The sequence below is a fragment of the Blautia sp. OM06-15AC genome (assembly GCF_003481425.1).
Classification (GTDB): domain Bacteria; phylum Bacillota; class Clostridia; order Lachnospirales; family Lachnospiraceae; genus Fusicatenibacter; species Fusicatenibacter saccharivorans.
In genome coordinates this window covers 126175-140428 of record NZ_QULD01000006.1, presented here as the reverse complement: position 1 = coordinate 140428, position 14254 = coordinate 126175, and the positions used below count along the sequence as shown (strand labels likewise).

Below are 14254 nucleotides of genomic sequence, written 5' to 3'. Positions count from 1 at the left end.
TCATGTGGGAGGTCCGGCGCGGAAAAAAAGTGCCGGAAAAGAAAAAATGAAAGGTGGAGAAAGAAGAAATGTACAACATTTTAGTATGTGATGATGATAGAGAGATTGTAGACGCCATTGAGATTTATCTGACCCAGGAGGGCTATCATGTGCTGAAAGCATATGACGGCATGCAGGCCATCCAGATGCTCGAGAGGGAGGAGATTCAGCTGCTGATTATCGACGTCATGATGCCGAAACTGGACGGCATCCGTGCGACGCTGAAAATCAGGGAAAAGAGCAGTATTCCGATCATTATTCTGTCCGCAAAATCAGAGGATGTGGACAAAATTCTGGGACTGAACATCGGCGCGGATGATTACGTGACGAAGCCGTTCAATCCGCTCGAGCTGGTGGCGAGGGTGAAATCTCAGCTGCGGCGCTACACGAAACTTGGAAATCTTCCGGCGGACGACGGAGAAAATGTGTATCAGGTCGGGGGTCTTCTCGTCAACGACGATTTAAAAGAAGTCAGCGTCGAGGGCGAACCAGTCAAACTGACCCCGATCGAATACAATATTCTCCTGCTGCTGGTAAAAAATCCAGGCAAGGTATTTTCGATTGAACAGATCTACGAGAGCATCTGGAACGAGGAGGCGATCGGTGCGGACAACACCGTTGCGGTCCACATCCGTCACATCCGTGAGAAAATCGAAATCAACCCGAAGGAGCCGCGCTATCTGAAAGTTGTATGGGGAATTGGGTATAAGATTGAGAAACAATAATAAGGAGTGAATAATTGTGAAAGAACGAAAACTCTACAGCCTGACGGGGAAGCTGATCGTTTTTCTTCTGCTGATCGTTTTTGCCGCCAGTGCGCTGTTCGGGGGCATTCAGACACTGATGCTTTCCAGCGTCGGCCTGACGCCGAATGCGGCAGCAAAAAAGTATGCGTTTGAAGAAACCACCGCATGCGGCACACTGGTGCAGCGGCAGCTTCATAACGTCATGAGCTACTATAATGATATGAGTAAATTCGGCACAAACGGTCGATACGACGGAACAAAAGAGATTGATTACCGTGCCTTTGCAACCGATGGAGAGGGAAGCGGCGGGATAAGTACAACGTACACCATTGACCAGCTTGTCAAGATGTACGATGACGGCAGCAGCGCAGACCTCAATGAGGTGGCAGCGTATACTGCGGACAATTATGCGACGAACGATGCCGGAATTGACAAAGAAGCCTATCTTGCATACGAAGATGGAACTGACGTGAGCCAGGAAACAGAAGAGACGGATGTAGCCGCACTCACCGAAGAAGTGAGCGCGGCAGATGCAGAGACGTTTGACAGCTTTTCCCCGGACGGCGAGGTCTACTTTCCTTCCGATAATGCAGTGAAAAGCCTGAAAGAGAAAAAAATTGATCCTGCTGATGTTTCCTCCCAGTTTTTGTATCTATACGATCAGGGAATGAGCCTGGAAACGCAGAAAACGAAAGCGGGAACGTACCTCTATGAGTACGCGGCGGCAAATCTGAAAAAGGTATCCATCCGCGATCTGTATATGACACTTTCCGGGGTCACGGAAGAAGTTGCTGCTTTTAAAAACCAGGAGAGCGGCATCAGCGTCGATGCGGACGATGCCAATCTCTGGTACTGTCTGGAGGATAAAGAAGGAAATATCTATACGAATGTGGATTCCTGGAAAAATGGTTACACAACAGCCATTGCGCAGAAATCGCCCTATCCGTTCGCCTTTGCTGTTGACCGGACCGGCGGTGCCGACAAAGTCCGTTCTTATGCAACAAGAAAAAACAGCCCGGCCGTGGAAGCAGCGAGAAGCTATCTGCTGAACAATCAGATTGCAGATAATTATCAGAAGATCTTTGTTGCACTGGATCCGGATCTGGCAGCAAGCGACTATTTCTCCCAGTACAGTGAGATCTACAGCCAGTGGCTTCCGAAAATGCAGCTCCTTCTTCTGATGATTGCAGTTGGCGGAATCGGAACGCTGGTCTGCCTGGTCCTGTTCACACTGCAGGCAGGAAGAAATGGAAAAAACAAAGAAATCCGCCTTTACTTTTTCGATCAGTGGTACACGGAAATCGCAGCTGCAGCCGCCATCCTGATTGTGATGGGAGCAGTTGGAATCGTTGCTGTCTGCATCGAACTTTCCTATGGCGGCGTTCATTATATCCAGAATTTTGACGGAAACTACATCTACAGCGGATCCTATGGAAATGAAGCAGATACATGGCGAAGCCTGGTGGCCGCATCGGGCATCCTCGCCGGATTTCTGATCACACTGATTCCGTACTGCTCACTGGTGCGCCGGATCAAAGCACGCAACGTCTGGAAACAGTCGTTTTTGTACTGCGTCGGCCACCGGATCGTGTCTGCCGGAAGAACCTTCTATGAAGGCAGACAGGAGTCGGAGCGAACGATCCTTATGTTCTGCGTTTTCTGCGGCGTGCAGATCATTCTCTGCTGCGGCTTCGGAATGTTCGGCGTATTCCTTACTCTGGTGATGGATGCCGCAGTGCTGCTTCTTCTGCTGCGCGAGGCATCCGGAAGAAAACAGATTGAACATGGCTTAAAAGAGATTGCTGCGGGCGATCTGGATTACAAGGTTGACCTGACGGAGCTGCAGGGGGAAGACAACCTTCAGCTTGCCGGAATTGTCAATTCGCTCGGAGAGGGAATGAAAGCGGCAGTGCAGGAGCAGATGAAGAGCGAGCGCTTAAAAGCGGATCTGATCACCAACGTATCCCACGATATCAAGACACCGCTTACTTCTATTATTAATTATGTCGATCTGCTGAAACGGGAAAATATTGAAAACGAGAAAGCGAAAGATTATATCCGCGTACTCGACGAAAAATCACAGCGCCTGAAACAGCTGACGGAGGACCTTGTCGAGGCATCGAAGATCAGCTCCGGAAATATTAAACTGGAATTCATGAACCTGAACCTGAATGAACTGGTACAGCAGGTGAACGGAGAATTTGCGGAGCGGTTCGAAGGCCGCAATCTCGACCTGATCTGTATTCTCCAGCCGGAACCGCTTCTGATCCGTGCGGACAGCCGCCGCATCTGGCGCGTGCTTGAGAACCTGTACGTAAATGTCTGCAAATATGCCATGCCGGGAACACGGGTTTATGTGGATGCCATCAAAAAAGACGGAAAGATTCAGCTCTCGATTAAGAACATTTCCGAGAACCCGCTGAACTTCCAGGCAGATGAACTGACGGAGCGTTTTATCCGCGGCGATGTCAGCCGGAGCACCGAGGGCAGCGGCCTGGGTCTTTCAATCGCAAAGAACCTAACGGTATTGCAGCATGGAAGCTTCAACATTTATCTGGACGGCGACCTGTTCAAGGTTACGATTACGTTTGATGAAGCTGTAAAGGAGAAAAAACCGATGCCTCCGATGATCGTACCGGAAGCGGTACAGGAGGAAGCACAGCAGGATGCCTGAGAAGTGTTGAAAAATAAAAGAGAATAGAAAACGACAACTCCCCGCCGGGAAACACGCAGCAGATGCGGTTCCCGGCGGGGAGTTGTTTATGAAATGCAGTTTATTTATTCGTTTGTTTCGTCTGTTTCTGTCTGTTCAGCCGGGCTTGCAGATTCCTCTTCCGAAGCAGTTTCTGCAGCATCGGTAGTTTCAGCCGGAGCAGCGTCATCGGAACGTTCAGTCAGCGGGCTTGGTCTGTCCATTGCTTCGAGTGCCCGTAAGGATTCTTCTTCCGGTGTCAGAACCTCGTTTTCTTCCTCAGGCATATAGAATGGGAAGATTTTGTTTACGAAGAACCAGGAGCATCCAAGCGCTACCGTGGAAAAGCCCAGAAGGAACATCAGAAGAATCAGATAGCTGACAATCTTTGTCGTGGAGAATACATAGATCAGCAGCGGACAGAGATTGACGAGCAGGATCATGATGGTCCACGGCAGGTGGCGGATTGCCATCAGGATGGAGTTCTTGATCGTGTTTTTTACAGTATTGTCAAAGCGGCTCAGTACCGGAAATACATAGGAAAGTACCATGGCCTCGAAAAAGATCAGTACCAGGAAAACAAAACGCAGGTAGGTGATGGTACCCGGCATTCTCATGACCAGCAGAAGATCAAGAATCAGAACAATCAGAACCGCCAGCAGGATGAGCCAGATGGCAGTTGCCTGCTTGAAGTTTTCGCGGAAGGATTTCCAGTAGGTACGGAAGATATACGTCTCCTCATTTTTGATCATCTTCAGCGTGACGTAGTACATTGCTGTGAAATTGGCGCCGATTGTCACAATCGGGATACACATAATAAGGAAAATAATGTTCAGCATCATCAGGTCGAAGACACGGCCCATAATCTGCGAGAACTTACTGTCCAGGCTGAAAAAACTCATAATTTGTTCCTCTTTTCTGTTGAATTAAGTGTGCCGCCGATTAACGTTCCGGCTGGCAGACATCATAGAAAAGTATAGCGAATTTTTCAGAAAAATGCAATGAAGAGAATATAAACTTTTCGTTTCGTCATTTTGTATAAGAGTGAACATTTTGTTTGTGCAAAGTGGACAGAAGAGAACGGTTCGAGAAAATCCGAAAGCAGAATTGCCAATCTGCCGGAGGAAAGTTTGTGTAATTGTGGCATGGTCGAATGCGGGTAGAAAAGGTATACTAATCCCATAAGCAAGAGAGATGCAAATGCAAAACTCATAATAAAACGCATGATGTTCATTTAGGGAGGATTCAAAAATGGCAAGTTTATCTTTACAGCACATTACAAAAAGATATCCGAACGGTTTTGAAGCAGTAAAAGACTTCAACCTGGAAATCGCTGACAAAGAGTTTATCATCTTCGTAGGACCATCTGGATGTGGTAAATCTACAACACTTCGTATGATCGCAGGTCTTGAGGAGATCTCCGATGGTACTCTGAAAATTGACGATAAAGTAGTAAACGATGTAGAGCCGAAAGACCGTGATATCGCAATGGTATTCCAGAACTACGCTCTGTATCCACACATGACCGTATATGATAACATGGCATTCGGTCTGAAACTGAGAAAAGTTCCGAAAGATCAGATCGACAAACAGGTTAAAGAAGCAGCTAAAATCCTTGACCTGGAGAAACTGCTTGACCGTAAACCGAAAGCTCTTTCCGGTGGTCAGAGACAGCGTGTTGCTATGGGACGTGCAATCGTACGTGATCCTAAAGTATTCCTTATGGACGAGCCTCTGTCAAACCTGGATGCAAAACTTCGTGTACAGATGCGTACCGAGATTTCCAAACTGCATGAGAGACTGGGCGCTACCATCATCTACGTAACACATGACCAGACCGAGGCTATGACACTTGGTACCAGAATCGTTGTTATGAAAGACGGAGTTGTTCAGCAGGTAGATACCCCGCAGAACCTGTACAACGCACCGGGCAACCTGTTCGTTGCAGGATTCATCGGATCTCCGCAGATGAACTTCCTGGATGCAAAAGTAAAAGTTAACGGAAACGACGTTACTCTTACTGTTGGTAAATACAACATGAAACTGCCGGCTTCCAAAGCAAAAGCTGTTATCGACGGCGGATATGACGGAAAGACCGTTGTTATGGGTATCCGTCCTGAGAACGTACATGATTCTCAGATGTTCATCGAAACTTCCAAAGACAGCGTAGTTGAGTGCAAGATCAACGTATACGAGCTGTTAGGTGCAGAAGTTTACCTGTACTTCGATTGCGAAGGCTTCCCAATGACAGCCCGCGTAGATCCTCGTACAACTGCAAGAAGCGGTGATACCGTTAAATTTGCTCTGGATATGGAGAAAGTTCATCTGTTCGACAAAGAGACAGAGATCACCATTACCAACTAATCCATATGAACATCAGCGCGTATGCGCAAACATAGAGAAAAGGATCGGCATCCGTTCGGATACCGGTCCTTTTTGCATATGCACCGCCCTCCTTTTGCGAAGCAAAAAATAGTTGCCAATGAGAAAAAAATAAGCTATAGTTATAGATAAGACGCACCCTGGAGTAAAATACGCCAGGAGAAAGGAAGTGGCAGATTTGGTATCAAGTCAGGTATTACAGAAAACCCTTGATGAATTAAGAAATATTACAAGAATTGATTTATGTGTGACGAATACGGATGGTGTTCTGCTGGTGACCACATTCCCGGAAACCGCGATTGATGCAGAAAGCATCCGTTCTTTTGTATTATCCGCTGCGGACAGCCAGATTGTACAGGAATATCATTATTTTAAAGTATATGACAACCAGAATGTGGAGTATATTCTGATTTCTAAAGGAAGTAGCGACGATGCATATATGATCGGAAAGGTTGCCGTATGTGAGATTCAGAATCTTATCATTGCATACAAAGAGCGTCTGGACAAAAACAACTTTATCCAGAACCTTCTTCTCGACAATCTTCTTCTGGTGGATGTCTACAACCGCGCGAAAAAGCTTCGCATCGACACAGATGTGCGCCGCGTTGTTTACATGGTAGAGACGAAGCTGGAAAAAGACATCAGCGCACAGGAGACAGTAAAGAGCCTCTTTGCTTCAAGACCGAGAGATTTCATCACCGCGGTCGATGAGAAGAGCATTATTATTGTAAAAGAACTGAAAGACACCGACACCTTCGAGGATATGAACCAGACCGCAAGAATGTTGGTGGATATGCTGAATGCGGAGGCCATGTCCCAGGTGCGCGTTTCCTACGGAAATCCGGTCAACGAGATCAAGAGTGTATCGCGTTCTTACAAAGAGGCGAAGATGGCACTCGAAGTAGGAAAAATTTTCTACGCAGACAAAAACGTGGTACCATACAACAACCTCGGCATCGGCCGTCTGATCTATCAGCTCCCGATTCCGCTGTGCGAAATGTTTATGACCGAAGTCTTCGGCGAAAATCTGCCGGATACGTTCGATGAGGAAACACTGACCACAATCAATAAATTTTTTGAAAATAACCTGAATGTGTCCGAGACATCCCGTCAGCTCTATGTACACAGAAATACTCTGGTGTACCGTCTGGAGAAGCTCGAGAAGAGCACAGGACTCGACATTCGTAAATTTGACGATGCGCTGACCTTTAAAATTGCCATGATGGTCGTAAGCTACATGACGTATATGAACAACAGCGAAAATCTGTAAAACCGTTCAGAGCCGTACAGGATTGCGGGAGTGCAAAGCACGGAGCAATCCGGGTATCGAAGGGGTCAAAAGACTTTTTGACCCTAACATTTTATCAACAACAAGAGGAGAGGAACGACATGATTGAATTACTGAACACAGGTGCATACCTTGTCAACGGAATCGATATCATCCCGGATACAGAAGAAGGCCGCGCGGAACTCAAAGCGCGTACCGGCGCTGTGCCGTGTCCGGCGGATGCTGCAAAAGAAACCATTGCCTATGGAATCTTAAAAGACCACAATGTTTCCGGCAACATGGAAAATCTGCAGATCAAATTTGACAAACTTACATCGCATGACATTACTTTTGTTGGAATCATTCAGACCGCGCGCGCGTCAGGACTGGAAAAATTCCCGGTACCGTACGTGCTGACCAACTGCCACAACTCCCTTTGCGCAGTCGGCGGAACCATCAACGAAGATGACCACATGTTTGGTCTTACCTGTGCGAAAAAGTACGGCGGCGTCTATGTACCGCCTCATCAGGCAGTAATTCATCAGTTTGCCCGCGAGATGCTTGCCGGCGGCGGAAAAATGATCCTCGGATCCGACTCCCACACCCGTTACGGTGCACTCGGAACCATGGCCATGGGCGAGGGCGGACCGGAACTGGTAAAACAGCTTCTCTCCAAAACATATGATATCGCTATGCCGGGAGTGATCGCAATTTACATGACAGGCGCACCGCAGCCGGGCGTAGGACCGCAGGATATTGCACTTGCCATCATCGGTGCAGTCTTTGCAAATGGTTACGTAAAGAACAAAGTTATGGAGTTCGTAGGACCTGGCGTATCTTCCTTAAGCGCAGATTACCGGATCGGTGTGGACGTTATGACAACCGAGACAACGTGTCTGTCCTCCATCTGGAGAACCGATGAGAAGATCAGCGAGTTCTATCAGATCCACGGCAGAAGCGCAGATTACAAAGAGCTGAATCCTGGCGCGGTTGCTTACTATGACGGCGTTGTAAAAGTAGAACTCGACAAGATCAAACCGATGATCGCGATGCCGTTCCATCCGAGCAATGTTTATACCATTGAAGAGCTGAAAGCAAACCTCGATGACATCCTGAACGATGTAGAGAAGAAAGCAGCCATCAGCCTCGACGGAAAAGTTCCGTTCACTCTGAAAAATAAAGTACACGACGGAAAACTCCTGGTAGACCAGGGAATCATCGCAGGATGCGCCGGCGGCGGATTTGAGAACATCTGCGACGCAGCCGATATCCTGAAAGGCCACAGCATTGGCGACGATGCGTTCACCTTAAGTGTTTACCCGGCAAGTACCCCGATCTATATGGAGCTGGCAAGAAACGGAAAACTGGCAGATCTTTTGGAAACCGGTGCGATCGTAAAAACCGCATTCTGCGGACCGTGCTTCGGCGCAGGCGATACTCCGGCAAACAATGCGTTCTCAATCCGTCACTCCACCAGAAACTTCCCGAACCGCGAGGGATCCAAGATCCAGAACGGCCAGATTTCTTCCGTTGCCCTGATGGATGCACGTTCCATTGCAGCAACCGCAGCAAACAAGGGATTCCTGACTGCAGCAGATGAGTTTACCGGAACGTATACCAAACCGGCATACCACTTCGACAAGAAGATTTACGAGAACCGTGTCTTCGACAGCAAGGGCGTGGCAGATCCATCTGTTGAAATTCAGTTCGGACCAAACATCAAAGACTGGCCGGCAATGCCGCAGCTTGCTGAGAACCTGATTCTGAAGGTTGTCTCTGAGATCCATGATCCGGTTACGACCACCGACGAGCTGATTCCATCCGGCGAGACTTCGTCCTTCCGTTCCAACCCGCTTGGACTGGCAGAGTTTACCCTGTCCAGAAAAGATCCGGCTTATGTGGGACGTGCAAAAGAAGTACAGGTTGCAGAGAAAGCCATCCAGGAAGGAAACTGCCCGGCAGAGGCACTTCCGGAACTGAAACCGGTCTTTGCAGCCATCCATACCCAGTACCCGGATATCGACAAGACAAACGTCGGTGTCGGATCCACCATCTTCGCTGTAAAACCGGGCGACGGCTCTGCGCGTGAGCAGGCAGCTTCCTGCCAGAAGGTATTAGGCGGCTGGGCAAACATCGCCAACGAGTATGCAACGAAGCGCTACCGCTCCAACCTGATCAACTGGGGCATGCTTCCATTCCTGATCCCGGAGGGAGATCTGCCATTTACAAACGGAGATTACATCTTTGTACCGGAGATCCGCAAGGCAGTGGAAGAGAAAGCCGATGTGATCAAAGCGTACGTTGTAAAAGACGGAGCACTTGTTCCGTTCGAGATGACGTTAGGCGCGCTGACCGATGATGAGAGAGAAATCATCCGCAAGGGATGCCTGATCAACTATTATAGAGGATAAGTATTTGAGAAAGAGCTGTGTGGCAGGAGAAAAGTCTGTTTCATAGCTCTTTTTCTGCGCACTTATTTGAAATAAAATATCAGAAAACAATATAAAATTCAGAAAATAAACACAATAATTAAGAAAAGGAAAAGTGATATAAAAAAACAGTAAAAATATTTTAAAAATGTGTTGACAAATGCTGGCGGATCTGTTATATTAAAATCACAAAGAAACAAGAAAACAAAAACCTAACCAAGAGGTACAAAGAGAAAGACTTGGGACCCCCTTTTCAAGAGAACAAACCATTTTCATAGAAAGAGACGAGAAATCTTCTATAGAAGAATGGAAAAAAAGGGAAAAGGAAGATGTTCTTAAGATGAGAGACTTCCGAAAGGAAAGAAAACCTGAGATAAAGATCCATACAAAAGAAGTTCGAAAGAAAACCTTTTGATAAACATGAGATCAGAGCAGATCTTAGGAAATCCTAAGGAAAAGATTTTCGGAGTGGAAATCTTAACCACAAAGGAAAAGCCTCTGAAAAAGAACATCTTCCCGAAAAAAAGAAAATCTACAACAGGGAAATGGAAGAGAAACGATCTTTGAAATATCAAACGAAAGCGAAAACAAAGATCACAGATCGGTAAAGAAAGAAAACCAGTGAAAATCCTTGAAAGTAGAGAAAAAACTGAATATGGAAAATAAAGAAAAAGCGGTCGCTGTATCAGAAAAAATGATTGGTATGGCGATCGCTTTCTGTGTTGTGTAATTCGTCCGCCGGGCATGTTTTTCTTGACAGATGCGGCGGAAATGGTGCATACTTCTTAAAGCATAACAGCGGAGAAATCCGTGTATCGAAAATAAGAAGTCAGAACAGGAGAAGAAAGTGGCTGGATTTTGCAGAGAAGATATTTTAATGGAAGATAACGATATTCTTGTTGTTCACAAGCACGCGGGTATGGCAGTGCAGAATGCGCGGATGGGACAGATGGATCTGGAGCATGCGCTGCTGAATTATTTGGCGAAGCAGACAAGGGCGGAAACACCGGGTCAGGCGCGGACTCAGATTCCATATCTGGCGGTCGTTCACCGGCTCGATCAGCCGGTTGAGGGCGTGCTGGTGTTTGCGAAAAACAAAGACGCCGCAGGAAAACTGGGACGGCAGGTGAAGGACGGGACGATGAAGAAAGAGTATCTCGCCGTCTGTGAGGGAAAAATCGAAAAACAGGGCGTGCAGAAGTTTGAGGATTTCCTTGTAAAAGACGGACGGAGCAACACATCCCGCGTCGTACAGCCAGGCACCGCCGGAGCGAAAAAAGCGGTGCTGGAATATGAAGTGATAAGGACACAGGAGAACCGAACCCTGGTGCAGATCCACCTCGGAACGGGCCGCCACCACCAGATCCGCGTCCAGTTTTCCCATGCGGGATATCCGCTGGCGGGGGATGCAAAATATGGGGCGAAAGAGAAAGGATCTCTGGCGCTGTGCGCGCATCATCTCGAGCTGAAGCATCCGCGGACAGGCAAACGGCTTTCGTTTACCGTAAAACCAGAAGGTGAAATCTTCCACAGCTTTGTGTAACTATTCAGAGCTATGTGAAATTGCAAAAAAAGTTCAGAAAATTATAAGAAAACAGGACTGGACTATTTTTACGGTTTGTGTATAATAGAGAAAGGTTATGTAACAAAACTGTAAAAAGTAATGGAAAATGATTCATCAGGCAAAGCAGAAAGGGAGAATTATGAAACGCAGAATGATTGCAGTACTGCTTTCCGGAATCCTGCTGTGCTCGGCAGCTGGATGCGGAAAAGAAGCAGTGACAGACAAGAGCACCGCAGCATCGTCGTCTCAGGAAGTGACAGAAACTCCGGCGGCAGAAGAAAGCCCGGAGGCCTCATCGTCCAGCGCAGATTCTACAGCAGAGTCAGCCAGTGCATCCACATCTTCTGAAAGCTCTGGAGATGAAGGAAAAGAAGCAGACAAAAAACGAATAGAAATCACCGTTCCGCACAAAGACGGCATGGAAGCATTGTACGACACCGTGGATGGACTTACCGTTGAAAAAGGCTCTTACATCGCCGTGGTTGCAAAAGACTTAAGTGCCGGTTTTTGGAAAGCCGTAAAAGCCGGTGCGCAGCAGGCACTTGACGATCTGAACGCCTCGCTTGGCTACACCGGAAACGACAAAGTTTATATGACATTTGAAGGCCCGGAAAATGAAAGTGACACCAACTCTCAGATCAATATCATCGACTCTGTCATTTCGGAAAATCCGGACGCGCTGATCCTTGGCATCATTGACCAGCAGTCGGGACAGGCACAGATGGAAGAGGCTTCCGACAGCCAGATTCCGGTCGTCATCGCGGATTCCGGTATCGAGAGTGATCTGATCACCTCGACATGTGCGACTGATCACGCAGCGGCAGCAAAGCTTGCGGCAGATCATCTCTGCGAGGCCATCGGCAACAGCGGAGAGGTTGCGATTGTTGCACATCAGTACAACACCGAGAGCAGCGTAGAGCGCGTGGAAGCATTTAAAAAAGAGATCGAAGAAAAATATACCGATGTGAAAGTGGTTCAGGTGAATTACGGAGATGGAGAAGAATCCATCGCGGACATGCTGAAAAATACACTTGAAACCTACCCGGCTCTGAAGGGCATCTTCTGTACGAACGAAGACATGGCAGACCAGACGCTGGATGCGCTGGCAGATATGGAAAATACTGAGCAGATTCAGATTGTCGGTTTTGATTCCGGTGAAAAACAGCAGAAAGCGATCCAGGAGGGACGCGAGTACGGTACCGTAACGCAGAATCCGTACGGTCTTGGCTATGCGGCAATCGTGGCGGCCGTCCGCGCGATTCAGGGACTTCCGGTAGATCAGAAGATCGATACGGGATATCAGTGGCTCGACAAAGACACGATCGATCTGGAGACAAATCAGAAGTATCTTTATAACTGAAAATCAGGATAAAAAATGAACCCGGCAGACAAGGGAATGTTCCTTTGCCTGCCGGGTTTTCTGCGCTGCAGTGCGGATTACGAGTTCTGATCGTCTTCGTAAATTCTCTGTACCTCTTCGGAAATCTGCTGCCGGATCGCGGAGAGATCGACATCCGGGATGCCGTCCTCGGTGATCTGCGGTTTGGAAGGAGAGGTATACGGCTTCGTGTCGCCCATGGAAGCTTTTGGGGATGTTTCTTCTTCGTCAAACTCCTCCGGAGCGGCCGGTTTTGCGGATGGCCGGCGGCGGATGATTTTCGGAAGATCTTTCTCATCGTCGTCATCGTCAGGTTCTTCCGGAACAAAACGGAAATCGTACATGGTGTTCTGCGAAACACGGGTACGGTTCGACGGTTTCTGATAGCTGCGGTACGGATCTCTTGCGTTGCCGGAAGAAGAGGAAGAGGAGCCGCGGCGTTTCTTTTTCTTCTTTCTGGATGGAAGAGGATCGAAACCGGATCTGCGCTTCCGTCTGGCGCGCGCTTTTGCACGGTGTTCGCGTTCTTCTTCGTCGTCATCCTCCCAGTAGTCCGCCTCTTTCCACGGTTTAAACTGGAAGAGCATGCCTGCTGCGGCGAGAATGGCAGAGACAATCCAGAACATCATGTTCAGATCGAGGTCCTTGAAGAAATATGCCATGCGGATCGTCGTGAGGGCGCCGCAGATGGAGGTGACCAGGATTACGGAAATGCGTTCGAACGGAACGCAGATCAGGCCGATCACGAAAGCGACGAGGGCGACGAGTCCATAACCTGTGGTATCGTTTGGATTAACGAGATGCCAGAGGCAAAAGCCGACGAGCCCGCAGATCAGAAGAAAAAGTCCGATCCGGTAGAGGACGAAGGCAATGATTGCGGTCAGAAGACCGGTGCCGACGGCAAGCGCCAGGGTGATCGTCGTGGTCTGATTCGTGTAGGTACCCGCTGCATAACCAGCGGCCGCGCCGAGAAAAAATCCGGGAATGACGCTCCAGAGTTTGCGGAGCGCATAGCCGAAGAAACAGTTCAGCAGGGCAAAAACAATCACAATCAGAAGAAGCTGCTGCTGGTAAACACCCATGACGTCCCGGACTTTATCGAGACCGCCAAGCAGCGTGTTGATGTTAAAAGCTTGCATATTCAGATTCATGATATTCACTCCTATATGATGTATCGGAAAAATAGATACAGGTTGTATTTTAGTACGGAACGGCGGTTTTGGCAAGTGAAATTGTGTTTGAGATCTGGAAAACGGCAGAATGGCGGCGGTGTGCATATGGTATAAGGAAGAGCAAAAAGGAAATAAAACAGGCATGAATCAGGATAGAGTGTATGAAAATAGAAGAAATTCCTATCAGGGAAACCCGATGGAGCGGCCAGAGCCGTTTTTTGCAGCACAGCCCTTATGGGGAAGAAGTATGGAGGAGCAGCAGGAAGCGCGGGAACGGCAGCGGATGCAGTCGTATTATTCCCGGACGGCATCTGATCTGCAGCGGCTGGTGGAGGCAGAGTGTGACCGCATGGATTACCGCGGCAGCATGATGTACGACGAATTCCCGGACCGGCTCATGATGGAGCACACCTGCCGGAATATCGCACGTCAGTACGGCAGGGAAAACGGCGGGAAGGATGAGAAAACGGCAGAAGAGGAACTGCTCGATTTGATCGGCGTTCTTTTTTATAATGAAATGTTCCGGAGGCGGAGCAGGAGGAAACATTATTACAATCTGTGGCTTTAAACTGCGCCATAAAGTAA

At 48.2% G+C, this 14254-nt stretch carries 10 protein-coding genes; 8 read left to right on the top strand and 2 right to left on the bottom strand.

Annotated elements, in window-relative coordinates; translation table 11 throughout:
- Window positions 1-68 precede the first annotated feature (68 nt).
- Entirely contained in the window at window positions 69-764 is a 696-nt protein-coding gene (locus tag DXB83_RS09735; RefSeq protein ID WP_022461396.1) for a response regulator transcription factor, read from the top strand.
- Window positions 765-780: 16 nt separating this feature from the next.
- Window positions 781-3459 carry a sensor histidine kinase gene (locus tag DXB83_RS09730; protein WP_118697520.1) on the top strand — a complete coding sequence of 893 codons (2679 nt, stop codon included), beginning with the start codon at window positions 781-783 and terminating at the stop codon, window positions 3457-3459.
- A 104-nt stretch (window positions 3460-3563) separates the two neighbouring features.
- Here the strand turns inward: DXB83_RS09730 and DXB83_RS09725 are convergent, their stop codons facing one another.
- Window positions 3564-4379, bottom strand: coding sequence for a YesL family protein (locus DXB83_RS09725; RefSeq protein WP_070100805.1), 816 nt, complete (start codon window positions 4377-4379; stop codon window positions 3564-3566).
- A gap of 349 nt (window positions 4380-4728) precedes the next feature.
- Between DXB83_RS09725 and DXB83_RS09720 the strand changes: the two genes are divergently transcribed.
- The 5 genes from DXB83_RS09720 (at window position 4729) to DXB83_RS09700 (ending at window position 12479) form a co-directional block, all read left to right on the top strand.
- Window positions 4729-5841, top strand: a complete 1113-nt coding sequence (locus DXB83_RS09720; protein WP_055219170.1) for an ABC transporter ATP-binding protein — start codon at window positions 4729-4731, stop codon at window positions 5839-5841.
- A gap of 196 nt (window positions 5842-6037) precedes the next feature.
- A complete protein-coding gene (locus DXB83_RS09715; RefSeq protein WP_117762063.1) occupies window positions 6038-7129 on the top strand; it encodes a PucR family transcriptional regulator in 1092 nt (363 codons plus the stop codon).
- 119 nt (window positions 7130-7248) lie between these two features.
- Complete coding sequence (locus tag DXB83_RS09710) at window positions 7249-9537, top strand: hydratase (protein WP_022461535.1); 2289 nt, start codon at window positions 7249-7251, stop codon at window positions 9535-9537.
- An 895-nt stretch (window positions 9538-10432) separates the two neighbouring features.
- Complete coding sequence (locus DXB83_RS09705; protein WP_117802482.1) at window positions 10433-11098, top strand: RluA family pseudouridine synthase; 666 nt, start codon at window positions 10433-10435, stop codon at window positions 11096-11098.
- Between the two features lie 160 nt (window positions 11099-11258).
- Window positions 11259-12479 (top strand): ABC transporter substrate-binding protein, encoded by a 1221-nt coding sequence (locus DXB83_RS09700; RefSeq protein WP_158565876.1) that lies wholly within the window; start codon window positions 11259-11261, stop codon window positions 12477-12479.
- A gap of 77 nt (window positions 12480-12556) precedes the next feature.
- Here DXB83_RS09700 and DXB83_RS09695 read toward each other — a convergent pair whose 3' ends face one another.
- Window positions 12557-13648, bottom strand: a complete 1092-nt coding sequence (locus tag DXB83_RS09695; RefSeq protein ID WP_022461538.1) for a TM7S3/TM198-like domain-containing protein — start codon at window positions 13646-13648, stop codon at window positions 12557-12559.
- A gap of 163 nt (window positions 13649-13811) precedes the next feature.
- On the opposite strand from DXB83_RS09695, the gene DXB83_RS09690 reads away from it, so the two are divergent.
- The gene (locus DXB83_RS09690; protein WP_082424871.1) at window positions 13812-14237 is read left to right on the top strand and encodes a hypothetical protein; all 426 of its coding nucleotides are present in this window, start codon (window positions 13812-13814) and stop codon (window positions 14235-14237) included.
- Window positions 14238-14254 lie beyond the last annotated feature (17 nt).

Bases quoted from the DNA above. Each gene is read 5' to 3' on its own strand.
- DXB83_RS09735 (WP_022461396.1), top strand. From the start codon at position 69: ATGTACAACATTTTAGTATGTGATGATGATAGAGAGATTGTAGACGCC.
- DXB83_RS09725 (WP_070100805.1), bottom strand. From the start codon at position 4,379: ATGAGTTTTTTCAGCCTGGACAGTAAGTTCTCGCAGATTATGGGCCGT.
- DXB83_RS09720 (WP_055219170.1), top strand. From the start codon at position 4,729: ATGGCAAGTTTATCTTTACAGCACATTACAAAAAGATATCCGAACGGT.
- DXB83_RS09710 (WP_022461535.1), top strand. From the start codon at position 7,249: ATGATTGAATTACTGAACACAGGTGCATACCTTGTCAACGGAATCGAT.
- DXB83_RS09705 (WP_117802482.1), top strand. From the start codon at position 10,433: ATGGAAGATAACGATATTCTTGTTGTTCACAAGCACGCGGGTATGGCA.
- DXB83_RS09700 (WP_158565876.1), top strand. From the start codon at position 11,259: ATGAAACGCAGAATGATTGCAGTACTGCTTTCCGGAATCCTGCTGTGC.
- DXB83_RS09695 (WP_022461538.1), bottom strand. From the start codon at position 13,648: ATGAATCTGAATATGCAAGCTTTTAACATCAACACGCTGCTTGGCGGT.
- DXB83_RS09690 (WP_082424871.1), top strand. From the start codon at position 13,812: ATGAATCAGGATAGAGTGTATGAAAATAGAAGAAATTCCTATCAGGGA.